The sequence below is a fragment of the Micromonospora sp. PTRAS2 genome, from assembly GCF_054052245.1.
On record NZ_JBSWBU010000018.1, the window covers coordinates 63,892 to 84,128 of the forward strand.

A 20,237-nucleotide genomic window follows, 5' to 3' on the forward strand; every position below is an offset into this window, starting at 1 on the left:
AGCGTACGTCAATGTCTTCGACCGGTCCAGAATTGATTTCCCAGTGCCGATGCGACGCCCTTATACGACACGTCGAGAACGGCTGGAAACCCCTATTGCCGGCCCCTGAGGGCGGCCCGGCGTGGGCCCGGGATGTGCTACGTTGACACGCGGCCGGTGACGGTACAGAAAGGGTGGCGGCCCGTGGGTGACGCCGAACACGACGCGATCCTCGCCAAGATCCGTGACGCGCTCTCGGGGCTGCCCGGCATTGCGGGCCTCGCCCTCGGCGGATCGCGCGCGAGGGGCACCGCCGACCGCAGGTCCGACGTGGACGTCGGGGTCTACTACCACCGTGACGGCCGGCCCGACGTCCGGGAGCTGAGCGCCGCGTTCGCCCGCATCGACGACAGCGGCGACGCCGGGTGCACCGACTACGGCGAGTGGGGGCCGTGGATCAACGGCGGCGGCTGGCTCGTCGTCGACGGGGTGAAGACCGACGTCCTGCTGCGGGAGGTCGACCGCGTCCGCGCCGTCGTGCGGGCGTGCGCCGCCGGGCGGCCCGAGATCCACTACCAGCCCGGCCACCCGCACGGGTTCTGCACCGTCATCTACGCCGGGGAGCTGCACCACAACGTCCCGTTCCATGACCCGCAGGGCGTGCTCGCGCAGCTGCGCTCGCTCACCGACCCCTACCCCGAGCCGCTGGCGAAGGCGCTCGTCGGGCAGTTCGGCTGGGAGTCGCAGTTCGCCCTCGACACGGCGGTCACCGCCGCCGGCCGGGGCGACGTCGCGTACGTCACCGGCTGCGCCTACCGGGCCGTCGCCTGCCTCACCCAGGTGCTCTTCGCCACCGCCGGCCGCTACCTCGTCAACGAGAAGGGTGCGGTGGCGGAGGCGGCGACCTTCCCGACCACCCCGGCCGGGTTCCGCGGCGGCGTCGAGGCGGCGCTCGCCGCTCTGTCCGCCGACCCGGGCGAACTGACCCGCGCCCTGCGACTGCTGCGCGACGTGCGCGAGGAGGTCATGGCCGGTGCCGGGGGGTGACGCCGGGCCCCGGGTCTGGATGGTCACCGGGGTGCCGGGGGCCGGCAAGTCGACGACCGCCCGCGCGCTGGCCCGCTCCGTGCCCCGGGGCGTGCACGTCGAGGGCGACGCGCTGCAACGGCTCATCGTCGCCGGCAGCCGGCCGCCGCAGCCGCAGCACGACGAGGAGGCCGAGCGGCAGATCCTGCTCAACGTCCGCAACCAGTGCCTGCTGGCGCGCTCGTTCCTCGCCGCCGACTTCCTGGTCGCCCTCGACTACGTGGTGACGTCCCGGCAGCGGCTGCGGCACTACCTGGAGCTGCTGCACCCCGCGCCGCTGGGCTTCGTGATGCTCCGTCCCGACCTGGCCGTCGCGGCGGTACGCGACGAGCGCCGCCCGCACAAGACGGTCCTGCACGGCTGGCTGCACCTGGCCGACGAGATGGCCGGTGAGCTGGCTGGCGTCGGCCTCTGGCTGGACAACGGCGACCTGACGGTCGACGAGACCGTCGCGGCCATCCGCGCGCGGGCCGGCGAGGCCACCCTCACCCTCGACGCGTTCGACGGCCCCCGGGCGTCGGTCGGCTGAGGCGGGCGGGCGGCGGCCCTCCCGGGGCCGGCTGGTCGGCTCGGGCCGGCTCAGTTCCCGGCGCTGTCGTAGCGGCGCAGCCCCCGGCGGAACACGGCGACGGCGAGCAGCACGCACCAGGCCGCCACCAGGGGCGTCAGCAGGCCCACCCACGCCAGCCGCCCGTGGTCGAGGAACGCCGACACCGGGAAGAAGCCGATGAACGCGAACGGCAGGGCGGTCGCCAGCACGGCCTGCAACCCCACCGAGTAGATGCTCAGCGGATACTTCGTCAGCTCACCGAGCTGGTCCAGGCCGGCGGCGAAGGTGTTGATCGCCCCCCGCAGCCAGAACGACGTGGAGTTCGCCACCACCGTCAGCGACACCTTGATCAGCAGCGCGCTCGGCAGCAGCACCGCCGCGAGCGCCACCCGCCCCGGCGTCCACGCCACGTCCAGGTGCGCCAGCGCGGTGCCGAGCAGCCCGCCGCCGACGGTCAGGTTGCCGAACGCGTTCATGCCGACCCGGCTGCTGCACACCTGCAACAGGCACGGGTACGGCCGCAGCAGCATCCGGTCCAGCTCGCCGCGGTTGATCAGCCCCGCCAGCCCCCACGTGCCCTCGGCGAGCAGCTCGCTGGCACCCTGGGCGAGCACCATCATCCCGAAGATCAACACGACCTCCCACACCCCCCAGCCGTGGATGCGGGGGACCCGGGCGAAGATCGTCGCGATGAGCAGCAGGCCGGCGCCCTGGGTCAGCACGGCGGCGACCACCAGGATCCAGAAGTCGGCCTGGTATTCCAGGGTGGCCCGCAGGTGCGCGCCGAGGCAGCGCCGGTAGACGCGCAGGGTGTGCACCGGCTCAGCCCCCGTGCACGGTGAGCCGGCGGACCGCGACGTGCCACAGCCGCCGGGCCAGCCACCACAGCGCCACGACCCACAGCAGCTGCACCGCCACCGCCAGCGCGCCCGGCAGCCCGGGGGAGCGGCCCAGGAACAGCATCGCGGGGGTGTTCGTGACGGCCTGGAACGGCAGCACCTCGGCGACGTGGCGCAGCCACGCCGGGAAGAACGCCAACGGCACCGTGGCCCCGGACAGGATCCCGGAGACCGCCACCCGGGCCAGGCTGATGCCCAGGTAGTTCTGCGTCCAGAAGCAGAGCAGGCCGCACATGTAGACGATGAGGAACTTCAGCGGCACCACGGCGGCGAGGCTGGCCACGAACAGGGCGAGCCGCCCCGGCGGCGGCAGCGGCACCCCGCCGAAGGCCACCAGGACCACGGCGCACACGGTCGCCGCCGCCGCCGTCTCCAGCAGCGCGAAGCCCAGCGCCTCGGCGAAGCGGCCCTTCTGGTAGTCCACCGGCTTGACCAGGTCGACGGCCACCGCGCCGCTGCGGATCCGCGAGGCCATTGCGAAGTCGGTGAACGTCGAGACCAGGCAGTTGGTGAAGAACGACACCAGCAGGTACGCCTTCATCTGCGGCCAGGTGAAGCCGGCCAGCGAGTTGCCGTCGCCCAGCAGCGCCTGCCACAGCGCGAACATGGCCACCAGGTTGAACACCAGCATGGACAGGCTCATCAGGAACGGCACCCGGTAGGCCAGGGCGTTGCGCCAGGCGATCCGCGCCATGGCCCGGTAGGGCCGCATCAGCCGGCACCGGTCAGGGCGGCCGGGGAGTCGCGGTCGTGCAGCCGGCGGATCAGGTCGGCGACCCCCTCGTCGTCGATGCGCAGGTCCCGCACCTCGACCAGCCCCATCACGGCGGCTGCGACCGCGCCCGCCGGGCGCAGCGTCCGGTCGAAGCGGACCACCAGGTCGCGCTCGCCGGCCCCGGCGCTCACCTCGGCGTCGGGCAGGTGCTGTCGGATCAGCTCCAGCGGCGCGGGCGCGGCCAGTTGGAAGCGCACCGTCGAGTGGCCCGCCAGGGTGTCGCGCAGGACGTCGACCGGGCCGTCGTGCCGGATCCGTCCCTCGTCGACGACGACGATGCGCCGGCACACCTCCTCGATGTCGCCCACGTCGTGCGTGGTCAACAGGACGGTCGTGCCGTCGGCGACGAGCTGGCGCAGGAAGGCGCGCACCCGGTCCTTGACCGAGACGTCGAGCCCGATGGTCGGCTCGTCGAGGTAGACGATGCGGGGCTCGTGCAGCAGCGCGGCGGCGAGGTCCGCCCGCATCCGCTGCCCGAGGGACAGCTTGCGGGCCAGCACCGGCAGCAGCGGGCCGATCTCCAGCACCTCGCAGAGCCGGTCCATCGACCGGCGGTAGTCGGCCGCCGGGATGCGGTACATGTCGCGCAGCAGCTCGAACGTGTCCTGCACCGGCAGGTCCCACCACAGCTGCGTGCGCTGGCCGAAGACCACCCCCACGTTGCGCGCGTTGGCGACCCGGTCCCGGTGCGGCACGACCCCGGCGACGCGCACCTCGCCGGCGGTGGGCACCAGGATGCCCGTCAACAGCTTCACGGTGGTCGACTTGCCCGCGCCGTTCGGACCGACGTACGCCACGGACTCGCCCTCGTCGACGCGCAGGTCGATGCCGTCGACGGCGCGGTGGACGTCGAAGCGCCGGGTGACCAGGTGCCGGAGCGCGCCGGCCAGGCCCGGCGCCTTGCGCGGGCGGCGGAACTCCTTGACGAGGCCGGAGGCCTCGACCAGTGCGGCCGTGGGGGCCATGGCGCTGTGCTCCGATCTGACGGACGACGAGGGGCGCGGGCGGCCCCGGCGGTCAGTCGCGCCCCCAGGCGTCGCCGGCGGCCAACCCCAGCGCGGCCAGCCGCGCCGGAGCCGCGCCGAGCCGCTCCACCTCGGGGTGCGTCACCCGGGGGAACATCCCGCCGAGGGCGAGCGTGGCCAGGACCCGCTCGCGCAGCACCGGCTCGACCGGCCGACCCCACGAGTCCCACAGCGACCGGAACGGCTCCACCCGCGTGCGGGCCAGGCCCATCAGGCACGCCGTCACCCACAGCGACCACAGCTGGTCGGCCGGCACGCGCGCCGCGAGGTCGGCCAGCCAGGGCTGCGGGTCCGCCACGTCGCGGGCGTACCGCTCGCGCAGCGCCGGCACGTCGACGCCGAACCGGTCGACGGCGGCCTCCAGCGGCACCGGGCTCCAGTTGTTGGTGGGCCGGTCGTTCTCGACCACGACGCGCGGCTCGCCGTGCTTGAAGTAGGGCAGGCAGTCGAAGCCGTCGAGCGTGCGCGCCGGGTCGGGCGACCAGCCCGGCGGCGGCTCGCCCACGTAGCAGGACGCCTCGCGGCGGCCCCGGTCGTTGTTGCCGACCACGCTCGGCACGTCGTGGTGCGCCGCCAGGTTCGGCACCGCGAGGTGGACCGGCAGCCCGACCTCCCGCGCGAAGTGGGCCACGGCGACGTCGTCCGCCTCGTCCGGGTCCTGCCCGGCGAGGTAGTCCACGAGCCCCTTGGCCGCCGTGGCCGGCAGGGCCAGCGCGATGGTCGGCACGTAGTCGCAGACGGCGCGGACCCAGCGCGCGCCCAGCAGCGCGGCCATCCGGACGGCGGCCCCGTTGCGCGACCCCCAGTCGCTGTGCAGGGCGACCGCGCCGTCCGGCCGGGCCTGCACGGCCCGGAAGGCGTGCTCCAGGAAACCGGGGAACACCACCGCGTCGTCCTGCAACACCAGGTGGTGGGTGCAGCCGGGCCCGACGGCGGCCCACGCCGCGCTGGCGGTGCGCAGCGTCCGCGGCGGGCCGTCGGGCTCGGGGTCGAGGACGATCTCGACCGGGTAGGGAGCCAGCCGCCGCGCGAGGTCCTCCGCGAGGTGTCGCCGGGACGGGTGCGTCATGACGGCTACGGACACGCCACCATGAGACAACTCCTTCTCCTTCCGGCCGGCGGTGTCACGATCGGGTATCGGCGTGGATCGCGGTCAACGTACCAGCGTTGCCGATCGGGGGCGACCCCTGACACCGTTTCCCCCGTGCGTGTCGGCGGTCCCATTGCTTTGTCGTCGGTCAATGCGAGGCGAGGTCGGGCGATGCAGGCGCGGGCGGCTGCACGTCGAGCGACAGCGCCACCCCGAAATGGTCGGAGGGATACTGGCCGCTGTCGTCGCAGGCGGTGCCCAGCAGGGCCGGGCGGCTCGCGCGGACCAGGTCGGCGGCGCGCACCAGGACGTGGTCGAGCCGCCAGGTCGGCGCCGGCGTCGGCATGGTCAGCGCGGCCGGGGAGCCGCCGGCGGCAGCCCACGCGTCGACCAGCGCGCCCCGGTCGCGCAACCGGCCCAGCAGGGTGCCGTCCGCCGGGCAGTTCAGGTCGCCGCAGACCAGCAGCGGGCGCTCCGGCGGGGCCGCCCCGGCCGCCGCCTCCAGGCCCCGCAGGCACGCCTCCTTCACCTCGTCGGGCCCGACCGGCAGGTGCGCCACCCACACCGTGACGGCGGACGTCGACACCTCCAGCACGCCCGGGTGGCCGCCGAAGCCGCCGAAGCCGGGCACGGGGAAGACCCGCCACGAGTCGATCGGCGCGCGGCTCAGCACCGCCAGGCCGGGCACCGGACCGGGACCGGAGTGCGCGACCTCCCACCGCCCGGGCAGCCCGTCGGCCAGCTCCCGCGCCCGCCCGGCCCCCGACCCGGCCGGCGCGGGCACCTCCTGGAGGGCGACCAGGTCGGCGTCGGCGTCGGCCAGCGCGCGGGTCAACAGCGCGGCCCGGCGCCGCCACACCCGGCGCTCGTCGGCCTCGGCGAGGGCCGGGCTGTCCGCCCGGGCCCCGCGCAGGACTGCCCGGTCGTGCCAGTACCGGTGGGGGGTCCCGGTGCCCCAGATGTTGTACGTGACGACGCGCAGCGGCATCCCGACCCCGACCTCCCCGTGCGACGGCCCGTCGGCTCCGGGTCCGCGACGCCTCGCACCGTAGCAGCGCGCGCCCGGCGCGGGGCGCGCGCCGGACGCCCGCCGGCCACCGGGACAGGGGGCCCGCAAAAAGAAATAGGGGCACCGGTACGGACGATGTACGGGTAACGCGCAACGACAGCCCTGGCATTGAACGGTTACGATTGCTCGCCCTCTCGAACTAAGGAGCTGTCTTGGGTCTCGATCGGCGAAGTTTCCTCGCGCAAACAGGAATCATGGGCGCAGGTGTCGCGCTCTCGGGCACAATTGACGCGCTCTTCACGGCGGCCCCCGCCCTCGCGGGCCACGGCGGCGGATACGGCCCACTCGTGGCGGACCCGGCCGGGCTGTTGGACCTGCCCCGCGGATTCCGTTACCGGGTCCTTTCCCGGGAGCGCGGCACCGCGCCGGCCGGCGTGGCGCCCAGCAGCTTCGACGGGATGGCCGCGTTCTCGGGCCCGGGCCGGGACGTCCGGCTCGTCCGCAACCACGAGAACCGGGTGGGCGCCGCCGCGCCGGTGGTCGCGCCCGCCGAGCTGACCTACGACCCCGTCGCCGTGGGCGGCACCACGACGCTGGTCGTCGGGCCGCGCGGGGTGGCCGAGCGGATCAGCCTGGGCGGCACCTCGACCAACTGCGCGGGCGGGGTGACCCCCTGGGGGACGTGGCTGACCTGCGAGGAGACGGAGATCCGGCGGGGCGAGGGCGGCCACGAGAAGGACCACGGCTTCATCTTCGAGGTCGACCCGTGGCGCACCGACCGCAACGTGGACCCGACGCCGCTCACCGCCATGGGCCGCTTTGCGCACGAGGCCATCTGCGTCGACCCCCGCACCGGCGTGGTGTACGAGACCGAGGACGCCTACGGCGAGAAGTTCGGCTGCTTCTACCGGTTCCTGCCCCGCCGGCCGCTCGGCGGCCACGGCAGCCTGCGGGCCGGCGGGCGGCTCCAGGTGATGCGGGTGCCCGGCGTGGCCGACCTGTCCACCGTTCAGGAGCCCGGGGCCGTCTTCGGCGGCGTCGAGTGGCTCGACGTGCCGGACCCCCTCGCCACGAGCGCGCCCGTGCGGCTGCAGGACTACGGCCCCGGCGGCGTGACGCACGCCCAGAAGCTGGAGGGCGCGTGGTGGGGCACCGACGGCGCGGCCTACTTCGTCTCCTCCTTCGCGGTGCGCGAGCACGGCTCCCAGGCCGACCACCAGGGCCAGGTGTGGCGGTACGTCCCCGCCACCAACACGCTGACGCTGGTCGTCGTGTTCCGCGGCACCGACCCGGGGGCGGAGCTGTACAAGACGCCCGACAACATCTGCATGACCCCGGCCGGCGGCCTGATGCTCTGCCAGGACGGCGACGGCGACAGCTACCTGATGGGCACCACCGTCGACGGCGAGCCGTACCTGTTCGCCCGCAACCGGCAGAACCTCGGCAGCGAGTCCGCGCCGTCGTACGGCGAGTTCGCCGGGGCCTGCTTCGCCGACGACCGGCGGACCATGTACGTCAACTGCTACGCCCCCGGCACGACGTTCGAGATCACCGGCCCCTTCCGCAGGTAGCGGGCCGGACGACGCGCCGCGCGGCGGCCCGGTGTTCCCGCCGGGCCGCCGCGGCGCGTGATTCCCGCCACAGGGTGGCGTCGCCGCGGGCGGCTCCGCCGCCGCCCCGCGCGACCGCGAGCGCGCGCCGCGACCCCGCCGGGCGAACATGAGCACCCCTACTCATCCGCTCGCCGGGAGCGTTGGGCAAGCTCAACGCATGATCGACCCCACACCACCACTGAGCCCGGCCCGGGGGCGGGTGGGCATCACCGCCGTCGGGGCCAGCCTCCCCGGGCAGGCCGTCCCCACCGCCGAGGTGCAGCGGCGGCTCGCCGAGGCCAGCGGGCTGACCCTGCCGGACGGCCTGCTCGCACGGATGACCGGCATCTCCTCCCGCCGGCTGGCCGCCGACGGCGAGTACGCCTCCACCCTCGCCGTGCGCGCCGCCCGGCAGGCGCTCGCCGCCGGCGGCCGGGAACCCGAAGAGGTGGATCTGCTGCTGTTCGCCTCCGCCACCCGGGACGTCGCCGAACCCGCCACGGCCCACATCGTGCAGGCCGAACTCGGCAGCCACGCCCACGCCCTCGACGTCACCAACGCCTGCAACAGCTTCCTCAACGGCATCGACCTGGCCCGCTCGGCGATCCTCGCCGGCCGGGCCCGCCGCGCGCTGGTCGTGACGGGGGAGACCCCCACCCGGGCCATGCGCTGGCAGGTCACCGACCTCGACCAGGCCCGGGGCGCGTTCGCCGGCTACACCTTCGGCGACGCGGGGGCCGCCGTCCTGGTCGAGCCGGTCGCGCGCGGCGGGATCGTCGACGTCGACACCGAGACGTGGTCGGAGCACTGGACGGTCGGCGGCATCCCCGGCGGCGGCTCCCGCCACCCCCGCGGCGACGAACACACCTACTTCACCGGCGACGGGCGCGCCCTGCGCGACGTGTTCGAGAAGATCGGCGCGGACATCCTGCACCGGGTCCGGGGCCGCACGGGCCTCGACTGGGCCGACTACGCCCGGGTCCTGGTCCATCAGGTCACCCTGCCCTACCTCGACCGGTTCGTCGAGGTCACCGGCGTACCCCGGGACAAGCTGGAGATCACCGTCGGCGAGCTGGGCAACCTCGCCAGCGCCACCCTCGGCGTGCAGCTCGCCCGCGTCGACGCCACGCTGCGCCCCGGCGACCGGGTGCTCTTCGTCGGCCTCGGCGGCGGCGTCAGCCTGATGACGATGGTCTGGGAGAAGTCGTGACCGCCCTGTGGGTGGTGGTGCCCGCGTACAACGAGGTGGCCCGCATCGGTGGCACCCTCGCCGCCCTCGCCGCGCAGACCGACCGGGACTTCACCCTGCTCGTGGTCGACAACGGCTCCACCGACGGCACCCGGGACGAGGTGCGCCGCTTCGCCGTGCGCGCGCCGGTGCCGACCCGGCTGCTGCGGGAGGATCAGCGGGGCGTCGGCGCGGCCGTCGACACCGGCTTCCGGCACGCCATCGCGCAGGGCGCCACGCTGCTGGCCCGCACCGACGCCGACTGCCTGCCCCACCCCGGCTGGGTGGCCGCCGCCCGCCGCGCCCTCACCGGCGGGGCGGCCATGGCGTGCGGCCGGATCGAGGCCCGCCGCGACGAGCACGGCCCGCTGGGCCGGGCCGGGTTCCGCTGCCTGGTCGCCGTCGCCAGCACCTTCGGCCGGCTGCGCCCCGCCCACCGGGGCCCCGGCTACCGGGCCCCGTACCGGATGCACGCGGGCAACAACATGGCGATCACCGCCGAGGCGTACCTCGCCGCCGGGGGCATGCCCCGCCGCCCGTCCCCGACCGACCGGGAGTTCCTCAACCGGGTACGCCGGCACACCGACGCCATCGTCCACGAGCGCACCATGGTGGTGGAGAACTCCACCCGGCGGCTGCGGGCGTACGGGCTGCGCCGCACCGCCGCCTGGTACCTGGACCGGGGCAGCGGCCGGCTCTCCCCGGACCCGCGCTGACCGCACCCCCGCCCGGAAACGAGTCCCACGATGCTCAACGAACTGGCCGCCGTGCTGCGCCGCCACCCCGACCGGCCCGCCGTGCTCGCCGCCGGCCCCACCGGCCGCACCCGCACCCGGGCCACCCGGGGCGAGCTGGCCGACCTCGCCGACGGGTACGCCGCCGCCCTGCACCACCACGGCCTCGCCGCCGGGGACACCCTCGGGGTGGCGGTGCGCCCCGGCCCCCTGGCCCTGTCGGTGCTGCTCGCCGCGCACCGGCTCGGGCTGCGGGTGGCGGTGCTCGACCCCAGCGCCGGCCCGGACGTGCTGACCGCGCGCCTGGCCCTGGCCCGCCCGGCCCTGGTCGTCGCCGACGCGGCGGCGCAGGCCGTCGCGGGGTGGGCGCGCCCGCTGGCCGACCGGGCCCGGCTGGCCCTGCCCCGGCTGGCCGAGCTGGGGCCGGTGCGTACCGTCGGCCGCCGGCTGCCCGGCTGCGCCCCGGCGCTGCGCCCCCGCTCCGGCCCGGCCCCCGACCGGGGCGGACCCGACGACGACGCGGTGATCATCTTCACCTCGGGCACGACCAGCCGCCCCCGGGCGGTCGTGCACCGCCGCGCCGGCCTGGACGCCGGAATGCGCGCCGTCGCCGACCTGGTCCGGCCGCGCGCGGGTGCGCCGGTGCTCGGCGGCACGTTCTTCGTCCTCGTCCCGGCCCTGGCCAGTGGCGCGCCGGTGGCCCTGCCGGCGCGCTCGCCCCGGGTCCTGGCCCGGCAGGTGGCCCGGCTGCGCCCGCAGGCCAGCTACCTCACCCCGCCGCAGCTGCGCGCCCTGCTGGCGCAGCGGCCCCGGCTGTCCGGCCGGTTCTACAGCGGCTCCGCGCCGGTCAGCGCCACCCTGCTCGACCGGGCCCGGCGGGCCGGCGCCGAGCAGGCATGGGGGGTGTACGCCCTCACCGAGCTCTTCCCGGCCGCCGCCGTCGAGGCGACCGAGAAGGCCGCCTTCACCGGCGACGGCGACCTCGTCGGCGCGCCGCTGCCCGGGGTGGACGCCCGGGTCGGGCCCGACGGGCGGCTGCTGCTCACCGGGCCGGGGCAGGCGCACCGCTATCTCGGCGAGGAGCCGCACGAGCTGGTCGACACCGGCGACGTCGCCCGGCTCGACGGCGACCGCATCGTCCTCGCCGGCCGCAGCAAGGACATGATCCTGCGCGGCGCGGAGAACATCTATCCCGGCCTGTACGAGCCGGCCCTGCACGTGCCCGGGGTCAACCTGGCGGTCCTGGTCGGCGTGCCCGCGGGCGACGGCGACGAACGGCTCGTGGCCGTCGTCGAACCCGAGCCCGGCACCGACCCCGGCCGGCTGCGCGGGGCCCTCGACCCGGTCCTGGCGCGGATGGGCGCCGCCCGCCCCGACGCGCTGCTCATCGCACCGGTGCCGACGAGCGGACGGTCCCGCAAGCCCGACCGGGCCGCCACGGCAGCCCTGGCCGCCGCCGCGACGGGCCGGCCCGTCCCGAGCCCCCGGCGGGGCGGCCGTGGCTGAACGCCCCGCCGCCGCGGCCCCTGTCGACGCGGCCCCCGCCGGGGCCGGCCGGTCCGGCCGGGGCCGCCGCCGCGACCGCCGCGTCTACCTGCGGCGCTACCCGCTGCTGTTCACGCTGCTCGTCGCCACCCGGCACCGGCCTGCGCTGCGGCTGGGCCGCACCGTGCTCGTGCACGACCCGCAGGCGTACCTCGACGCGCTGACCCGGCTGCCCCTGGACCGGGCCGCCGCCGGCACCGTCGGCGGGACCGCCCACCGGCTCGGCGCCGACGGGCTCCTGTTCGACCAGGAGGGCCCCGAGCACCGCCGGCTGCGTCGCGCCCTGCACGACGGGCTGGGGCCCGCCGGGGTGGCCAAGCTGCGCCCGGTCTGGACGGCGGTGCTGCGGCGGCGACTCGCCCCGCTCGCCGCCGGGGAACCGGTGGACCTGGTGCCGGTCGCCGCCGAACTGGCCGGCGTCACCGCGGCGGCGCTGCTGGGCGTCGACGCCGACCCCACCGCCCTGGCCGCCGCCGCCCGCCGCGCCGCCGCCACGGCCGCCGCCGCGCAGCTACCGGGCCCGCACCCGCCCGGCCGGGCCCGCGCCGCCCGCCGCGCCGTGGCCGACCTGACCGACCTGCTCGGCGTGCCGCCGGAGACCGCCGGCCTGGCCGGCATGCTCGCCGTCGCCGCCGTCAACACCACCGTCTCCGGCCTGCCCCGGGCGGTCGCCTGGTGCGCCGACGACCGGCTGTGGGACGCCGCCGCCGACCCGGCCCGCCGGGACACCCTGGTCGACGAGCTGCTGCGGGTCACCGCGCCGAGCCCGCTGCTGCCCAGGGCCGCCGCAGCGGCGGGCACCGCAGCCGGCTGCCCCGTCCGGGCCGGGGACCGGCTGCTGCTGGTCGCCCGGCACGCCGCCGGGGCGCACCGCGCCGGACCCGACCCGGCCGCCCCGGCCCCGCCCCGGATCGCGCGGCTCGTCTTCGGCGCCGGCCCGCACTCCTGCCCGGGGGCCCGGCTGGCCCGCGCGCAGCTCGCCGACACCCTCGCCGCGCTCGCCCCGCACCGGCCGGTCGTGGCGCGGGCCCGCGCCGACGGCCGCGCCGCGCTGCCCGGCTGGGCGCGCCTGGTGATCAGGGCCGGCACGTGAGTTCGGCGGGTACCCAGGGCCCGCGGGCGGACCTCCACGGTGCCGAGGTGGCGGTGACCGGGGCGAGCGGCTTCTGCGGCGCCGCCGTGGCCCGGGCCGCGCTGGCGGCCGGCGCCCGGGTGCGCTGCCTCGGCCGCCGCCCCGGCCCCGTCGGAAGGCACGTCCCGTGGGACGCCGCGCGCACCGCCCCCGACCTCGCCGGCGCCGACGTCGTCGTCCACCTCGCCGCGGCGGTCGGTGACCCGCCGCCCGGCCGGGCCGCCGAACGCGCCTACCGGGCCGTCAACGTCGACGGGGCGGCCCGGGTGCTCGACGCCGCCGCAGGTCGCCCACTGGTCTGGGTGAGCAGCGCCAGCGTCTACCGGCCGCAGGGCGCGGCCCTGGTCACCGAGGACCACCCGACCGACGGGCAGCTCTCCGCGTACGGGCGCACCAAGGCCGCCGGCGAGCGCCTCGCCCTCGCCGCCGGTGCCGTCGTGCTGCGCCCCCGGGCGGTCTACGGCCCCGACGACCCGCACCTGCTGCCCCGGCTGCTGCAGGCCCGCCGGGGCGGATGGCTGCCGGTGCCCGGCCCCGACGTGCGGCTCAGCCTCACCGCCGTGGAGAACCTGGCCGACGCCTGCCTGGCCGCCCCCGCCTGGCCGGCCGGGGCCTACAACATCGCCGACGCCCGGCCGTACTCGCGCGACGCCGTGCTGCGCGCGGTCCTCGCCGCGGCCGGCGATGCGGCGCGGCTGGCGCACGTGCCGGCCGGTCTCGCCCGTGCCGCCGCGTCGGCGTCGACCGCCTGGTCGGGGCTCACCCGCCGCCCGCCGCTGCTGACCCGGTACGCCGTCGACCAGCTCGCCCGCGACATGGTGCTCGACCTCGGCCGGGCCATCGCCCAGGGCTACCGGCCGCGCCGCGACCTCGCCGACTACCTGGCCGCGCCGGACGGACCAGGGCGCGCGGCGCGCGGGACGCGCGGCGGCCACGACCGTGGGTAGACTCCGCGTCGCGGCCGGATGACCATGCGTCGGGGCCCCTCGTGCGAGGGCGTCCCCGTGCGATCCGTGCCTGGGGAGAGGGATGGGGTGCCCGCCAGGTGATGACTCTTGCGGCGGTCGCGGCCGACGCCTCCTGCACCGCCCTGCTGGTGCTCGCCCCCGACGGTCGCTGCCTCTGGTCCAACGTGGCCGCCGGCCGGCTCGGGGTCCGGCCGGACGAGCTGCCGCTGGCGCGGGTGGAGCCGGGCGGCCCGGCCGTCGAGGTCCCCTGGCCGGCCGCCGAGCACGCCACCCGGTGGTTGCAGGTGTGCTGCCACGGCGTCGACTCCGACGGGCAAACCCTGCGCGTGTACGAGGTACGCGACGTCAGCGCCGAGCGCCGCGAACGCGAGCGGGGCCGCAACCACCGGTGGCGACTGGCCCGCATCGAGCAGCTGGCCAAGGTCGGCACCTGGGAGTGGACCGTGGCGACAGGCGAGGTCGTCTGGTCCGACGTGCTGTTGCAGATGTTCGGCCTGCCGCCGGGCACCACCCTGGACTACCCGTCCTACCGCGAGCTGGTGCACCCCGACGACATCGGCCTCATCGAGCGGACCCTGGAGACGGCGCTGGCCAACGCGGCGCCCTTCTCCTACACCCACCGCATGTACCTTCCCGACCGCGCGACGGTCCGCGTCTTCGAGTGCTACGGCGAGGTCTTCACCGACGACTCCGGCGCTCCGGAGCGCGTCCTGGGCACCGCCCACGACATCACGGCCATGCGGCGGGCCCAGGACGAGCTGACCCGGCTGGCCGAGCGCGACCCCCTGACCGACCTGCCGAACCGCCGCACCCTGCTCGCGCGCCTCGACGACCTGCTCGCCTCCGGCGGCGGGCGCTCGGGCGCCCTGCTGCTGATCGACATCGACAACTTCAAGGACATCAACGACGTGCACGGGCACGCCGTGGGCGACGACGTGCTGCGCGTGCTGGCCCGCCTGTTCGTCCGGCACCTGCCGGCGGGCACCGTCCTGGGCCGCCTCGGCGGCGACGAGTTCGCGGTCGTGCTGCCCGAGGCCACTGCCGGCGGGGCCCTCGCCGTCGCCGAGGGCCTGTGCAACGCCGCGGTGCGCAGCCCCGTGCCGCTGGTCGACGCCGGCCTGCGGGTCACCCTGAGCATCGGGGCCGCGTCGCTGACCCCCGGCGACACCCGCGACGTGGCGCTCGCCCACGCCGACCTCGCGCTCTACGAGGCGAAGAACGCCGGGCGCAACCGGGCCCGGCTCTACCTGCCCGAGCAGTACCGGCACGCCGTGCAGCGGGTCAACGTGGTCGCCCGGGTCCGCAGCGCCCTCGACGAGCGCCGGATGCGCCTCGACGCCCAGCCCATCATCGACCTGCTGACCGGCGAGGTGGTCAGCCACGAGCTGCTGATCCGGCTGCGCGACGGCCGGGAACCGGAGCTGGCGCCGGCCGACTTCCTGCCCACCGTGGAGCGCGACGACCTCATCGGGGAACTGGACCGGTGGGTGGTGGCCACCGCCACGGCGGCGCTGGCCGACCCGGCGGCCGCGGCGGCCGGGACCCGCTTCGACGTGAACATCTCCGCCCGGTCGCTGGAGTCGCCCGGCTTCGGCGACTGGGTGGTGGGGCGGCTGCGCGCGGCCGGCGTCGAGGCCCGCCGGCTGGGCCTGGAGGTCACCGAGACGGCGGCGATCACCAACGTCGCCGCCGTGCGCAACCTCGCCGGCACGCTACGCGACGCCGGCTGCCGGCTGAGCCTGGACGACTTCGGGGCCGGCTTCGGCTCGTTCGCCTACCTCAAGCACCTGCCCTTCAGCACTGTCAAGATCGCCGGGGACTTCGTCCGGCAGGCCGACCGGGGCGGCGCCGACCCGGTGCTCATCGACGCGGTCGTGCGCGCCGCGCACGGGCTGGGCATGCGCACCGTCGCCGAGTCGGTCGACCGCGACGCGCTGGTGCCCGCCCTGCGCCGGCTGGGCGTCGACGCCGGCCAGGGCTTCCACCTGGGCCGTCCCATCCCGCTGGACGTCCTGCTCAACCGGGTGCCCGACGATGGTCCCGTCGCCCTGGACGCTCCGCTCCGCCGCCCCGACCACTGACCGCCGCCCCGGCCCGCCCCCGACCCGCCGCCCCCTCCGGAGACCCAGGTGACCGCATCCCCCGCACCGGCGCTGCCCGGCGGCGTCACGCTCGCCACCCCCGACCCCGACGCCGCCCGCGCCTTCTACGCCGACCTGCTCGGCTGGACGTTCGCCGCGCCGGCCGGCCCGCACCCCGCACGGGCCGGGGCGACCGCCGCGTACGCCGGGGGGACACCCGCCGCCGAGCTGGAGCAGGCTGCCGCCCCGGCCCGCTGGTGGACGGTCCTCGCCGCCGGCGACGTCGAGGCCGTCCGGGCCGCCGCCGCCCGGGCCGGGGCGCGCCTCGACGGCGACGACGTGCACGACCCGCTCGGCGGGTCCTTCCGGCTGCGCGCCGGCACCGACCTCGTCGCCCCCGGCCCCGGCCGGCCCAGCTGGTACGAGTACATGACGACCGCCCCCGCCGACGCCGACCGGTTCCACGCCGACGCCCTGGGGCTGCGGGCGAGCACGCCGCCGGGCGCCCCCGACGACTCGTACGCCCTGCTGCTGGCCGCCGGGCGGCCCGTGGCGGGCCGGCTGGCGCTGCCCCCGCCGCTGGCGGGCCTGCTGCCGACCGGCTGGATGGTCTACTTCGCCGTCGCCGACCCCGACGACGTGGCCGGGCGGGCGCAGGGGCTGGGCGGGCGGCTGCTGGTGCCGCCCCGGGACGTCGCGACCGGTCGGGTCGCCGCGCTCGCCGACCCGGCGGGCGCGGTGTTCACCGTCATCCGCCCGGCCCCCGCCCCGGCGTAGCCCCGGGCGCAGCCGCGGCGCGCCGTGCCCGCCGCCGCCCCGCAGCCCGGCCGACGTCTCAGCGGCGGTCGACCGCCGCGAGGATCGCCTGCGCCAGCTCCGCCGGCTTCGTGAACTGTGGCCAGTGGCCGGTGGGCAGGTCGACGTACTCGACGTCGCGCACGGCGGCCAGCTCGGCCACGTACGGGTGCCCCTGGTCGATCCACTCCCGCAGCTGGGCGGCCGGGTATTCGCAGGCGATGATCGTGGCGGGCACGTCGTAGCGGCGTGCGTCGGTGAGCACCTGCGGGTCGCGGGCGACCGCCGCGGGCTGGGGCACCGCCCTGGCCCAGAACGCCGCCCGCAGCTCGTCGTCGAGGTCGCGCAGGTCGTCCTCGCCGAACGCGGACCAGTCGGGCAGCGGGATCACGCCGTCGACCACCGGTAACTGGTCGTTGATGGGGTGCCCGTCGCCGAGCGGCCCGGCGTCCACGTATACGACCCGGGCGACCCGGTCGGGCCGCGCGTCGGCGGCGGCGTGCGCGATCGGCCCGCCGCCGGAGTGCCCGACGAGCACGACCGGCCCGTCGGCCTGGTCGACGGCGGCCACCACCGCGGCGACGTGGTCGCGCAACCGGACGCCGGCGCGGTCGGCGTCGGCCGGGTCGAGGCCGGGCAGGGTGAGCGCCCGCACGCGGTGGCCCGCCCGTTCGAGGGCCGGCGCGACCCCGCGCCACGACGAGCCGTCGAGCCAGAAGCCCGGGATCAGGATGAGGTCCATGCCCGGCACGCTAGCCGCCACCCCCGACAGTGGTGCCGCCGCGCGGCGCGTACGCCGCAGGTGGCCGGCGCCGGGCGTACGCTGGCGTCCGTGGATCACGAAGACCGCATCGCCCTGTTCCTCGACTACGAGAATCTCGCGCTGGGGGCGCGCGAGCACCTCGGCGGCATGGTCTTCGACCTGCGTCCCCTCGCCGACGCCCTCGCCGAGCGGGGGCGGGTGGTGGTGCGCCGGGCCTACGCCGACTGGTCCTACTTCGACGAGGACCGGCGGATGCTCACCCGCTCCCACGTCGAGCTGATCGAGATGCCCCAGCGCATGGGCGCCTCGCGCAAGAACGCCGCCGACATCAAGATGGCCGTCGACGCCGTGGAGCTGGCCTTCGAGCGCGCGTACGTCTCGACGTTCGTGATCTGCACCGGCGACAGCGACTTCACGCCGCTGGTGCACAAGCTGCGGGAGCTCAACAAGCGGGTCATCGGCGTGGGCGTGGAGAAGTCCACCTCGGCGCTGCTGCCGCCGGCGTGCGACGAGTTCCTCTACTACGACCGCCTCGAGGGCGTCGACGTCCCGCCGGCGCGGGCGCGGCGCGGCCGGCCCGCCCGGCTGCCCAGCCCGGAGCCCGAGCAGGCCGGGCAGGTCGAGCAGGCGGAGCCGGTGGAGGCGGCGGAGCCCGAGGCGCAGCCGGTGGGCGCGGAGCCGGCCCGCGACGTCGACACGCTCAGCGTGCTGGTGGCCCAGACCGTGGCCGGCCTGCAGGGCAGCTCCAGCGGGGAGGTCACCGCCTCGACGCTCAAGCGCACCCTGTTGCGCAAGGACCCGACGTTCAGCGAGTCCGACTACGGCTTCCGCACCTTCGGCGAACTGCTGCGGCACCTCGCCGGCCGGACGGTGATCGAGCTGGCCGAGGGGCCGGCGAAGGGCGACCCCGAGGTGTCCCTGCCCGAGCACGGCGACCGGGAGGTGGCCTTCGGGCTGCTCCGGTCCGTCGTCGCCGACCTGGCTCGCGGCGAGGGCGACGTCGCCCTGTCGGGGCTGAAGAACCAGCTGCGCCGGGCGCGCCCGGACTTCAGCGAGAAGAAGCTCGGCTACCGCAGCTTCCTCCAGTTCTGCAAGGCCGCCGCGACCAGCGGGATCGTCGACCTGCGGTGGAGCGCCGACGCCGACGACTACCTGCTGACCGTGCCGGCGGCCTCCTGACCGCGCTTTCGCAGCGCCCACCACAACGGACGGTCCGGGCCGGACGGTCCGTTGTGGCACCCGGCTACCGTGGGCAGTGGCGTCGCCACCCACTCGTGGGGCGGTGCCGGTGGCGGCTCCCTCGATCGCTAGGGTTGGGACGTGTCTCTATGGATGGCCGCGATGTGGGGAATGGTCGGCAGCGCCGTCGCGGAGGCACTGAATCTCTCCGCCATGATGCGCCCGACCAGCGAGTCCGGGGGCCGGTGGCAGTGGCCGTGGCGGGACCGGCGGGACCGGCCGATCGTCGTCTTCGCCGTCCTGCTGCGGGCGGCGGCGGGCACCGGCCTGGCCGCCGCGGCGGGCGCGGGTGGCCTGGCCGACACGGCGTTCGCCAGCTTCACCTTCGGGGTGGCCGCGCCGCTGGTGATCGCCAAGATGTTCGACCAGGTCCGGGTGGAACCGCCGGCCGAACCGCCCGCCGACACACCGGACGGTGACCACGATGACGGCGCGTGACAGCCGGTGGCAGCGGTGGGTCGCCGCGCTGGCCGCCCGCCCGGCGACGACCACGACCGCCGCGCCCGTTCCCGGGCGCACCAGGTTGGCCGCCGCGCTGGCCGCGCGGCCGGTCGCCGGCCCGCGCCGCCCGCCGCCGTCCGCGTTCGGGGACGCGCCCGCCGAGGGCGGCAAGCTGACCGAGCGGGTGAAGGGGATCCTGGCCGCCGTCCTGGGCGTGACTGCCGACCAGCTGAGGGTCGACGCCGACGGCGACGTGGGCATCCGCGCCGGCTCCGCCATGATCTTCGTACGCGTCCAGGACGACCCGCCCCTGGTGGACGTCTTCTCGCCGCTGCTCACCGGCGTCGAGCCGACCGAGACGCTCTACCAGCGCCTCTCCGACCTGACCAACGGGCTGGTCGTCGGCCGGGTCTACTGCACCGGCGGCACGGTCTGGGCCTCCATCCCCGTCTTCGGGCAGGACTTCGTCCCCACCCACCTGCTGCTGGCCGTACGCGGAATGATCGCCCTGGCCGACGACCTCGACGACCGGCTGCGCCTGGAGTTCGGCGGCAGCCGGTTCTTCGGGTCGGAGGCGACCGGGCTGACGCCGGTGCCCGACCCGACCGGCTACCTGCGCGACCTCGCCGACTCGGGGGCCTCCGGGGCGCGGGGGGCGGGCAGCGTCCTGGTCGACCTGCTGGCCGACCGGGGGCACACCGACGAGCTGCGGCTGCGCGCCGACCACGGCGACGGGCACGCCGCCGCCCGGTTGGCGGCGCTGCTGGCCGAGCGGGGCCAGGCGGAGGAGGCCGAACGCTACTGGCGCGTGGCCGCCGACCTCGGCGATCCCGGGGCGCACGACGAGTTGGCGGCCCTGCTGGCCGCGGGTGGCCGCCCGGACGAGGCGATCGACCTGTTGCGCCGCTCCGTCGAGCAGGGCAACCGGCGGTCCCTGCCGCTGCTGATCACGCTGCTGGCCGAGCGCGGGCAGCTCGACGAGGGCATCGACCTGCTGCGCCGCTGGGTGGCCCGGGTCGACCCGCCGGGGCGCGGGGCCTAGCTGGCCGCTGCGCGCCCGACGATGCCGCCGGCGCGCTTGCCCATGCCGGCGGCGTGCCCGACGGCCCCGGCGGCGCACACGACGATCGGGGGCCGGCGAACGCCGACCCCCGATCCTCTTCGCGGCGCGACGTCAGTCGCGCTGCACGACCATGCCCGCGCCCACCGTGCGGTTGGTGGCCTCGTCGATGATCACGAAGCCTCCCGTCGTGCGGTTGCGGTGGTAGTCGTCGACGAGCAGCGGAACGGTGGTGCGGATGCGGAT

At 76.5% G+C, this 20,237-nt stretch carries 20 protein-coding genes; 13 read left to right on the forward strand and 7 right to left on the reverse strand.

The window, feature by feature from the left end; genetic code table 11:
- Positions 1 to 183: 183 nt before the first annotated feature.
- Positions 184 to 1,026 carry a nucleotidyltransferase domain-containing protein gene (locus ACVMYR_RS30785; protein WP_457123472.1) on the forward strand — a complete coding sequence of 281 codons (843 nt, stop codon included), beginning with the start codon at positions 184 to 186 and terminating at the stop codon, positions 1,024 to 1,026.
- Positions 1,013 to 1,594: an AAA family ATPase gene (locus ACVMYR_RS30790; RefSeq protein WP_198956553.1), complete on the forward strand. Its 582-nt coding sequence runs from the start codon at positions 1,013 to 1,015 to the stop codon at positions 1,592 to 1,594. Before ACVMYR_RS30785 ends, ACVMYR_RS30790 begins: the two co-directional genes overlap by 14 nt.
- Before the next feature lie 50 nt (positions 1,595 to 1,644).
- Here the strand turns inward: ACVMYR_RS30790 and ACVMYR_RS30795 are convergent, their stop codons facing one another.
- The 5 genes from ACVMYR_RS30795 to ACVMYR_RS30815 all read right to left on the reverse strand — a co-directional run bounded on the left by ACVMYR_RS30795 (position 1,645) and on the right by ACVMYR_RS30815 (position 6,392).
- Positions 1,645 to 2,433 carry an ABC transporter permease gene (locus tag ACVMYR_RS30795; RefSeq protein ID WP_077937610.1) on the reverse strand — a complete coding sequence of 263 codons (789 nt, stop codon included), beginning with the start codon at positions 2,431 to 2,433 and terminating at the stop codon, positions 1,645 to 1,647.
- Between the two features lie 4 nt (positions 2,434 to 2,437).
- Positions 2,438 to 3,226, reverse strand: coding sequence for an ABC transporter permease (locus ACVMYR_RS30800; RefSeq protein ID WP_077937611.1), 789 nt, complete (start codon positions 3,224 to 3,226; stop codon positions 2,438 to 2,440).
- Positions 3,226 to 4,254 carry an ABC transporter ATP-binding protein gene (locus tag ACVMYR_RS30805; RefSeq protein WP_077937612.1) on the reverse strand — a complete coding sequence of 343 codons (1,029 nt, stop codon included), beginning with the start codon at positions 4,252 to 4,254 and terminating at the stop codon, positions 3,226 to 3,228. The genes ACVMYR_RS30800 and ACVMYR_RS30805 overlap by 1 nt, the downstream gene beginning before the upstream one ends.
- 52 nt (positions 4,255 to 4,306) lie before the next feature.
- The gene (locus tag ACVMYR_RS30810) at positions 4,307 to 5,398 is read right to left on the reverse strand and encodes a hypothetical protein (protein WP_457123473.1); all 1,092 of its coding nucleotides are present in this window, start codon (positions 5,396 to 5,398) and stop codon (positions 4,307 to 4,309) included.
- Positions 5,399 to 5,552: 154 nt separating this feature from the next.
- Complete coding sequence (locus tag ACVMYR_RS30815; protein WP_091281989.1) at positions 5,553 to 6,392, reverse strand: endonuclease/exonuclease/phosphatase family protein; 840 nt, start codon at positions 6,390 to 6,392, stop codon at positions 5,553 to 5,555.
- A 275-nt stretch (positions 6,393 to 6,667) separates the two neighbouring features.
- On the opposite strand from ACVMYR_RS30815, the gene ACVMYR_RS30820 reads away from it, so the two are divergent.
- The 8 genes from ACVMYR_RS30820 (at position 6,668) to ACVMYR_RS30855 (ending at position 16,470) form a co-directional block, all read left to right on the forward strand.
- On the forward strand, positions 6,668 to 7,984 hold the full coding sequence (locus tag ACVMYR_RS30820) for an alkaline phosphatase PhoX (RefSeq protein ID WP_457123474.1): 1,317 nt from the start codon (positions 6,668 to 6,670) through the stop codon (positions 7,982 to 7,984).
- A gap of 199 nt (positions 7,985 to 8,183) precedes the next feature.
- A complete protein-coding gene (locus tag ACVMYR_RS30825; protein WP_077937616.1) occupies positions 8,184 to 9,215 on the forward strand; it encodes a 3-oxoacyl-ACP synthase III family protein in 1,032 nt (343 codons plus the stop codon).
- On the forward strand, positions 9,212 to 9,949 hold the full coding sequence (locus tag ACVMYR_RS30830) for a glycosyltransferase family A protein (RefSeq protein ID WP_198956554.1): 738 nt from the start codon (positions 9,212 to 9,214) through the stop codon (positions 9,947 to 9,949). Before ACVMYR_RS30825 ends, ACVMYR_RS30830 begins: the two co-directional genes overlap by 4 nt.
- 30 nt (positions 9,950 to 9,979) lie before the next feature.
- Positions 9,980 to 11,473: a class I adenylate-forming enzyme family protein gene (locus ACVMYR_RS30835; RefSeq protein ID WP_077937617.1), complete on the forward strand. Its 1,494-nt coding sequence runs from the start codon at positions 9,980 to 9,982 to the stop codon at positions 11,471 to 11,473.
- Entirely contained in the window at positions 11,466 to 12,605 is a 1,140-nt protein-coding gene (locus ACVMYR_RS30840; RefSeq protein WP_228986528.1) for a cytochrome P450, read from the forward strand. Before ACVMYR_RS30835 ends, ACVMYR_RS30840 begins: the two co-directional genes overlap by 8 nt.
- A 47-nt stretch (positions 12,606 to 12,652) precedes the next feature.
- The gene (locus ACVMYR_RS30845) at positions 12,653 to 13,591 is read left to right on the forward strand and encodes an NAD-dependent epimerase/dehydratase family protein (RefSeq protein WP_077937624.1); all 939 of its coding nucleotides are present in this window, start codon (positions 12,653 to 12,655) and stop codon (positions 13,589 to 13,591) included.
- 101 nt (positions 13,592 to 13,692) lie between these two features.
- Complete coding sequence (locus ACVMYR_RS30850) at positions 13,693 to 15,693, forward strand: putative bifunctional diguanylate cyclase/phosphodiesterase (RefSeq protein WP_228986533.1); 2,001 nt, start codon at positions 13,693 to 13,695, stop codon at positions 15,691 to 15,693.
- A 48-nt stretch (positions 15,694 to 15,741) separates the two neighbouring features.
- Positions 15,742 to 16,470 (forward strand): VOC family protein, encoded by a 729-nt coding sequence (locus ACVMYR_RS30855; protein ID WP_457123475.1) that lies wholly within the window; start codon positions 15,742 to 15,744, stop codon positions 16,468 to 16,470.
- Positions 16,471 to 16,528: 58 nt separating this feature from the next.
- Here the strand turns inward: ACVMYR_RS30855 and ACVMYR_RS30860 are convergent, their stop codons facing one another.
- On the reverse strand, positions 16,529 to 17,230 hold the full coding sequence (locus ACVMYR_RS30860) for an alpha/beta fold hydrolase (RefSeq protein ID WP_457123476.1): 702 nt from the start codon (positions 17,228 to 17,230) through the stop codon (positions 16,529 to 16,531).
- A 90-nt stretch (positions 17,231 to 17,320) separates the two neighbouring features.
- On the opposite strand from ACVMYR_RS30860, the gene ACVMYR_RS30865 reads away from it, so the two are divergent.
- The 3 genes from ACVMYR_RS30865 to ACVMYR_RS30875 all read left to right on the forward strand — a co-directional run bounded on the left by ACVMYR_RS30865 (position 17,321) and on the right by ACVMYR_RS30875 (position 19,973).
- On the forward strand, positions 17,321 to 18,430 hold the full coding sequence (locus ACVMYR_RS30865) for a PIN domain-containing protein (protein WP_077937629.1): 1,110 nt from the start codon (positions 17,321 to 17,323) through the stop codon (positions 18,428 to 18,430).
- Between the two features lie 141 nt (positions 18,431 to 18,571).
- Entirely contained in the window at positions 18,572 to 18,928 is a 357-nt protein-coding gene (locus ACVMYR_RS30870; protein WP_141722256.1) for a hypothetical protein, read from the forward strand.
- Positions 18,915 to 19,973: a T3SS (YopN, CesT) and YbjN peptide-binding chaperone 1 gene (locus ACVMYR_RS30875; protein WP_396789960.1), complete on the forward strand. Its 1,059-nt coding sequence runs from the start codon at positions 18,915 to 18,917 to the stop codon at positions 19,971 to 19,973. The genes ACVMYR_RS30870 and ACVMYR_RS30875 overlap by 14 nt, the downstream gene beginning before the upstream one ends.
- Before the next feature lie 132 nt (positions 19,974 to 20,105).
- On the opposite strand, the gene ACVMYR_RS30880 is transcribed toward ACVMYR_RS30875, so the two are convergent.
- Positions 20,106 to 20,237 (reverse strand): elongation factor 1-alpha C-terminal domain-related protein (locus ACVMYR_RS30880; RefSeq protein ID WP_431912935.1); only part of this gene is annotated, 132 nt, incomplete at its 5' end.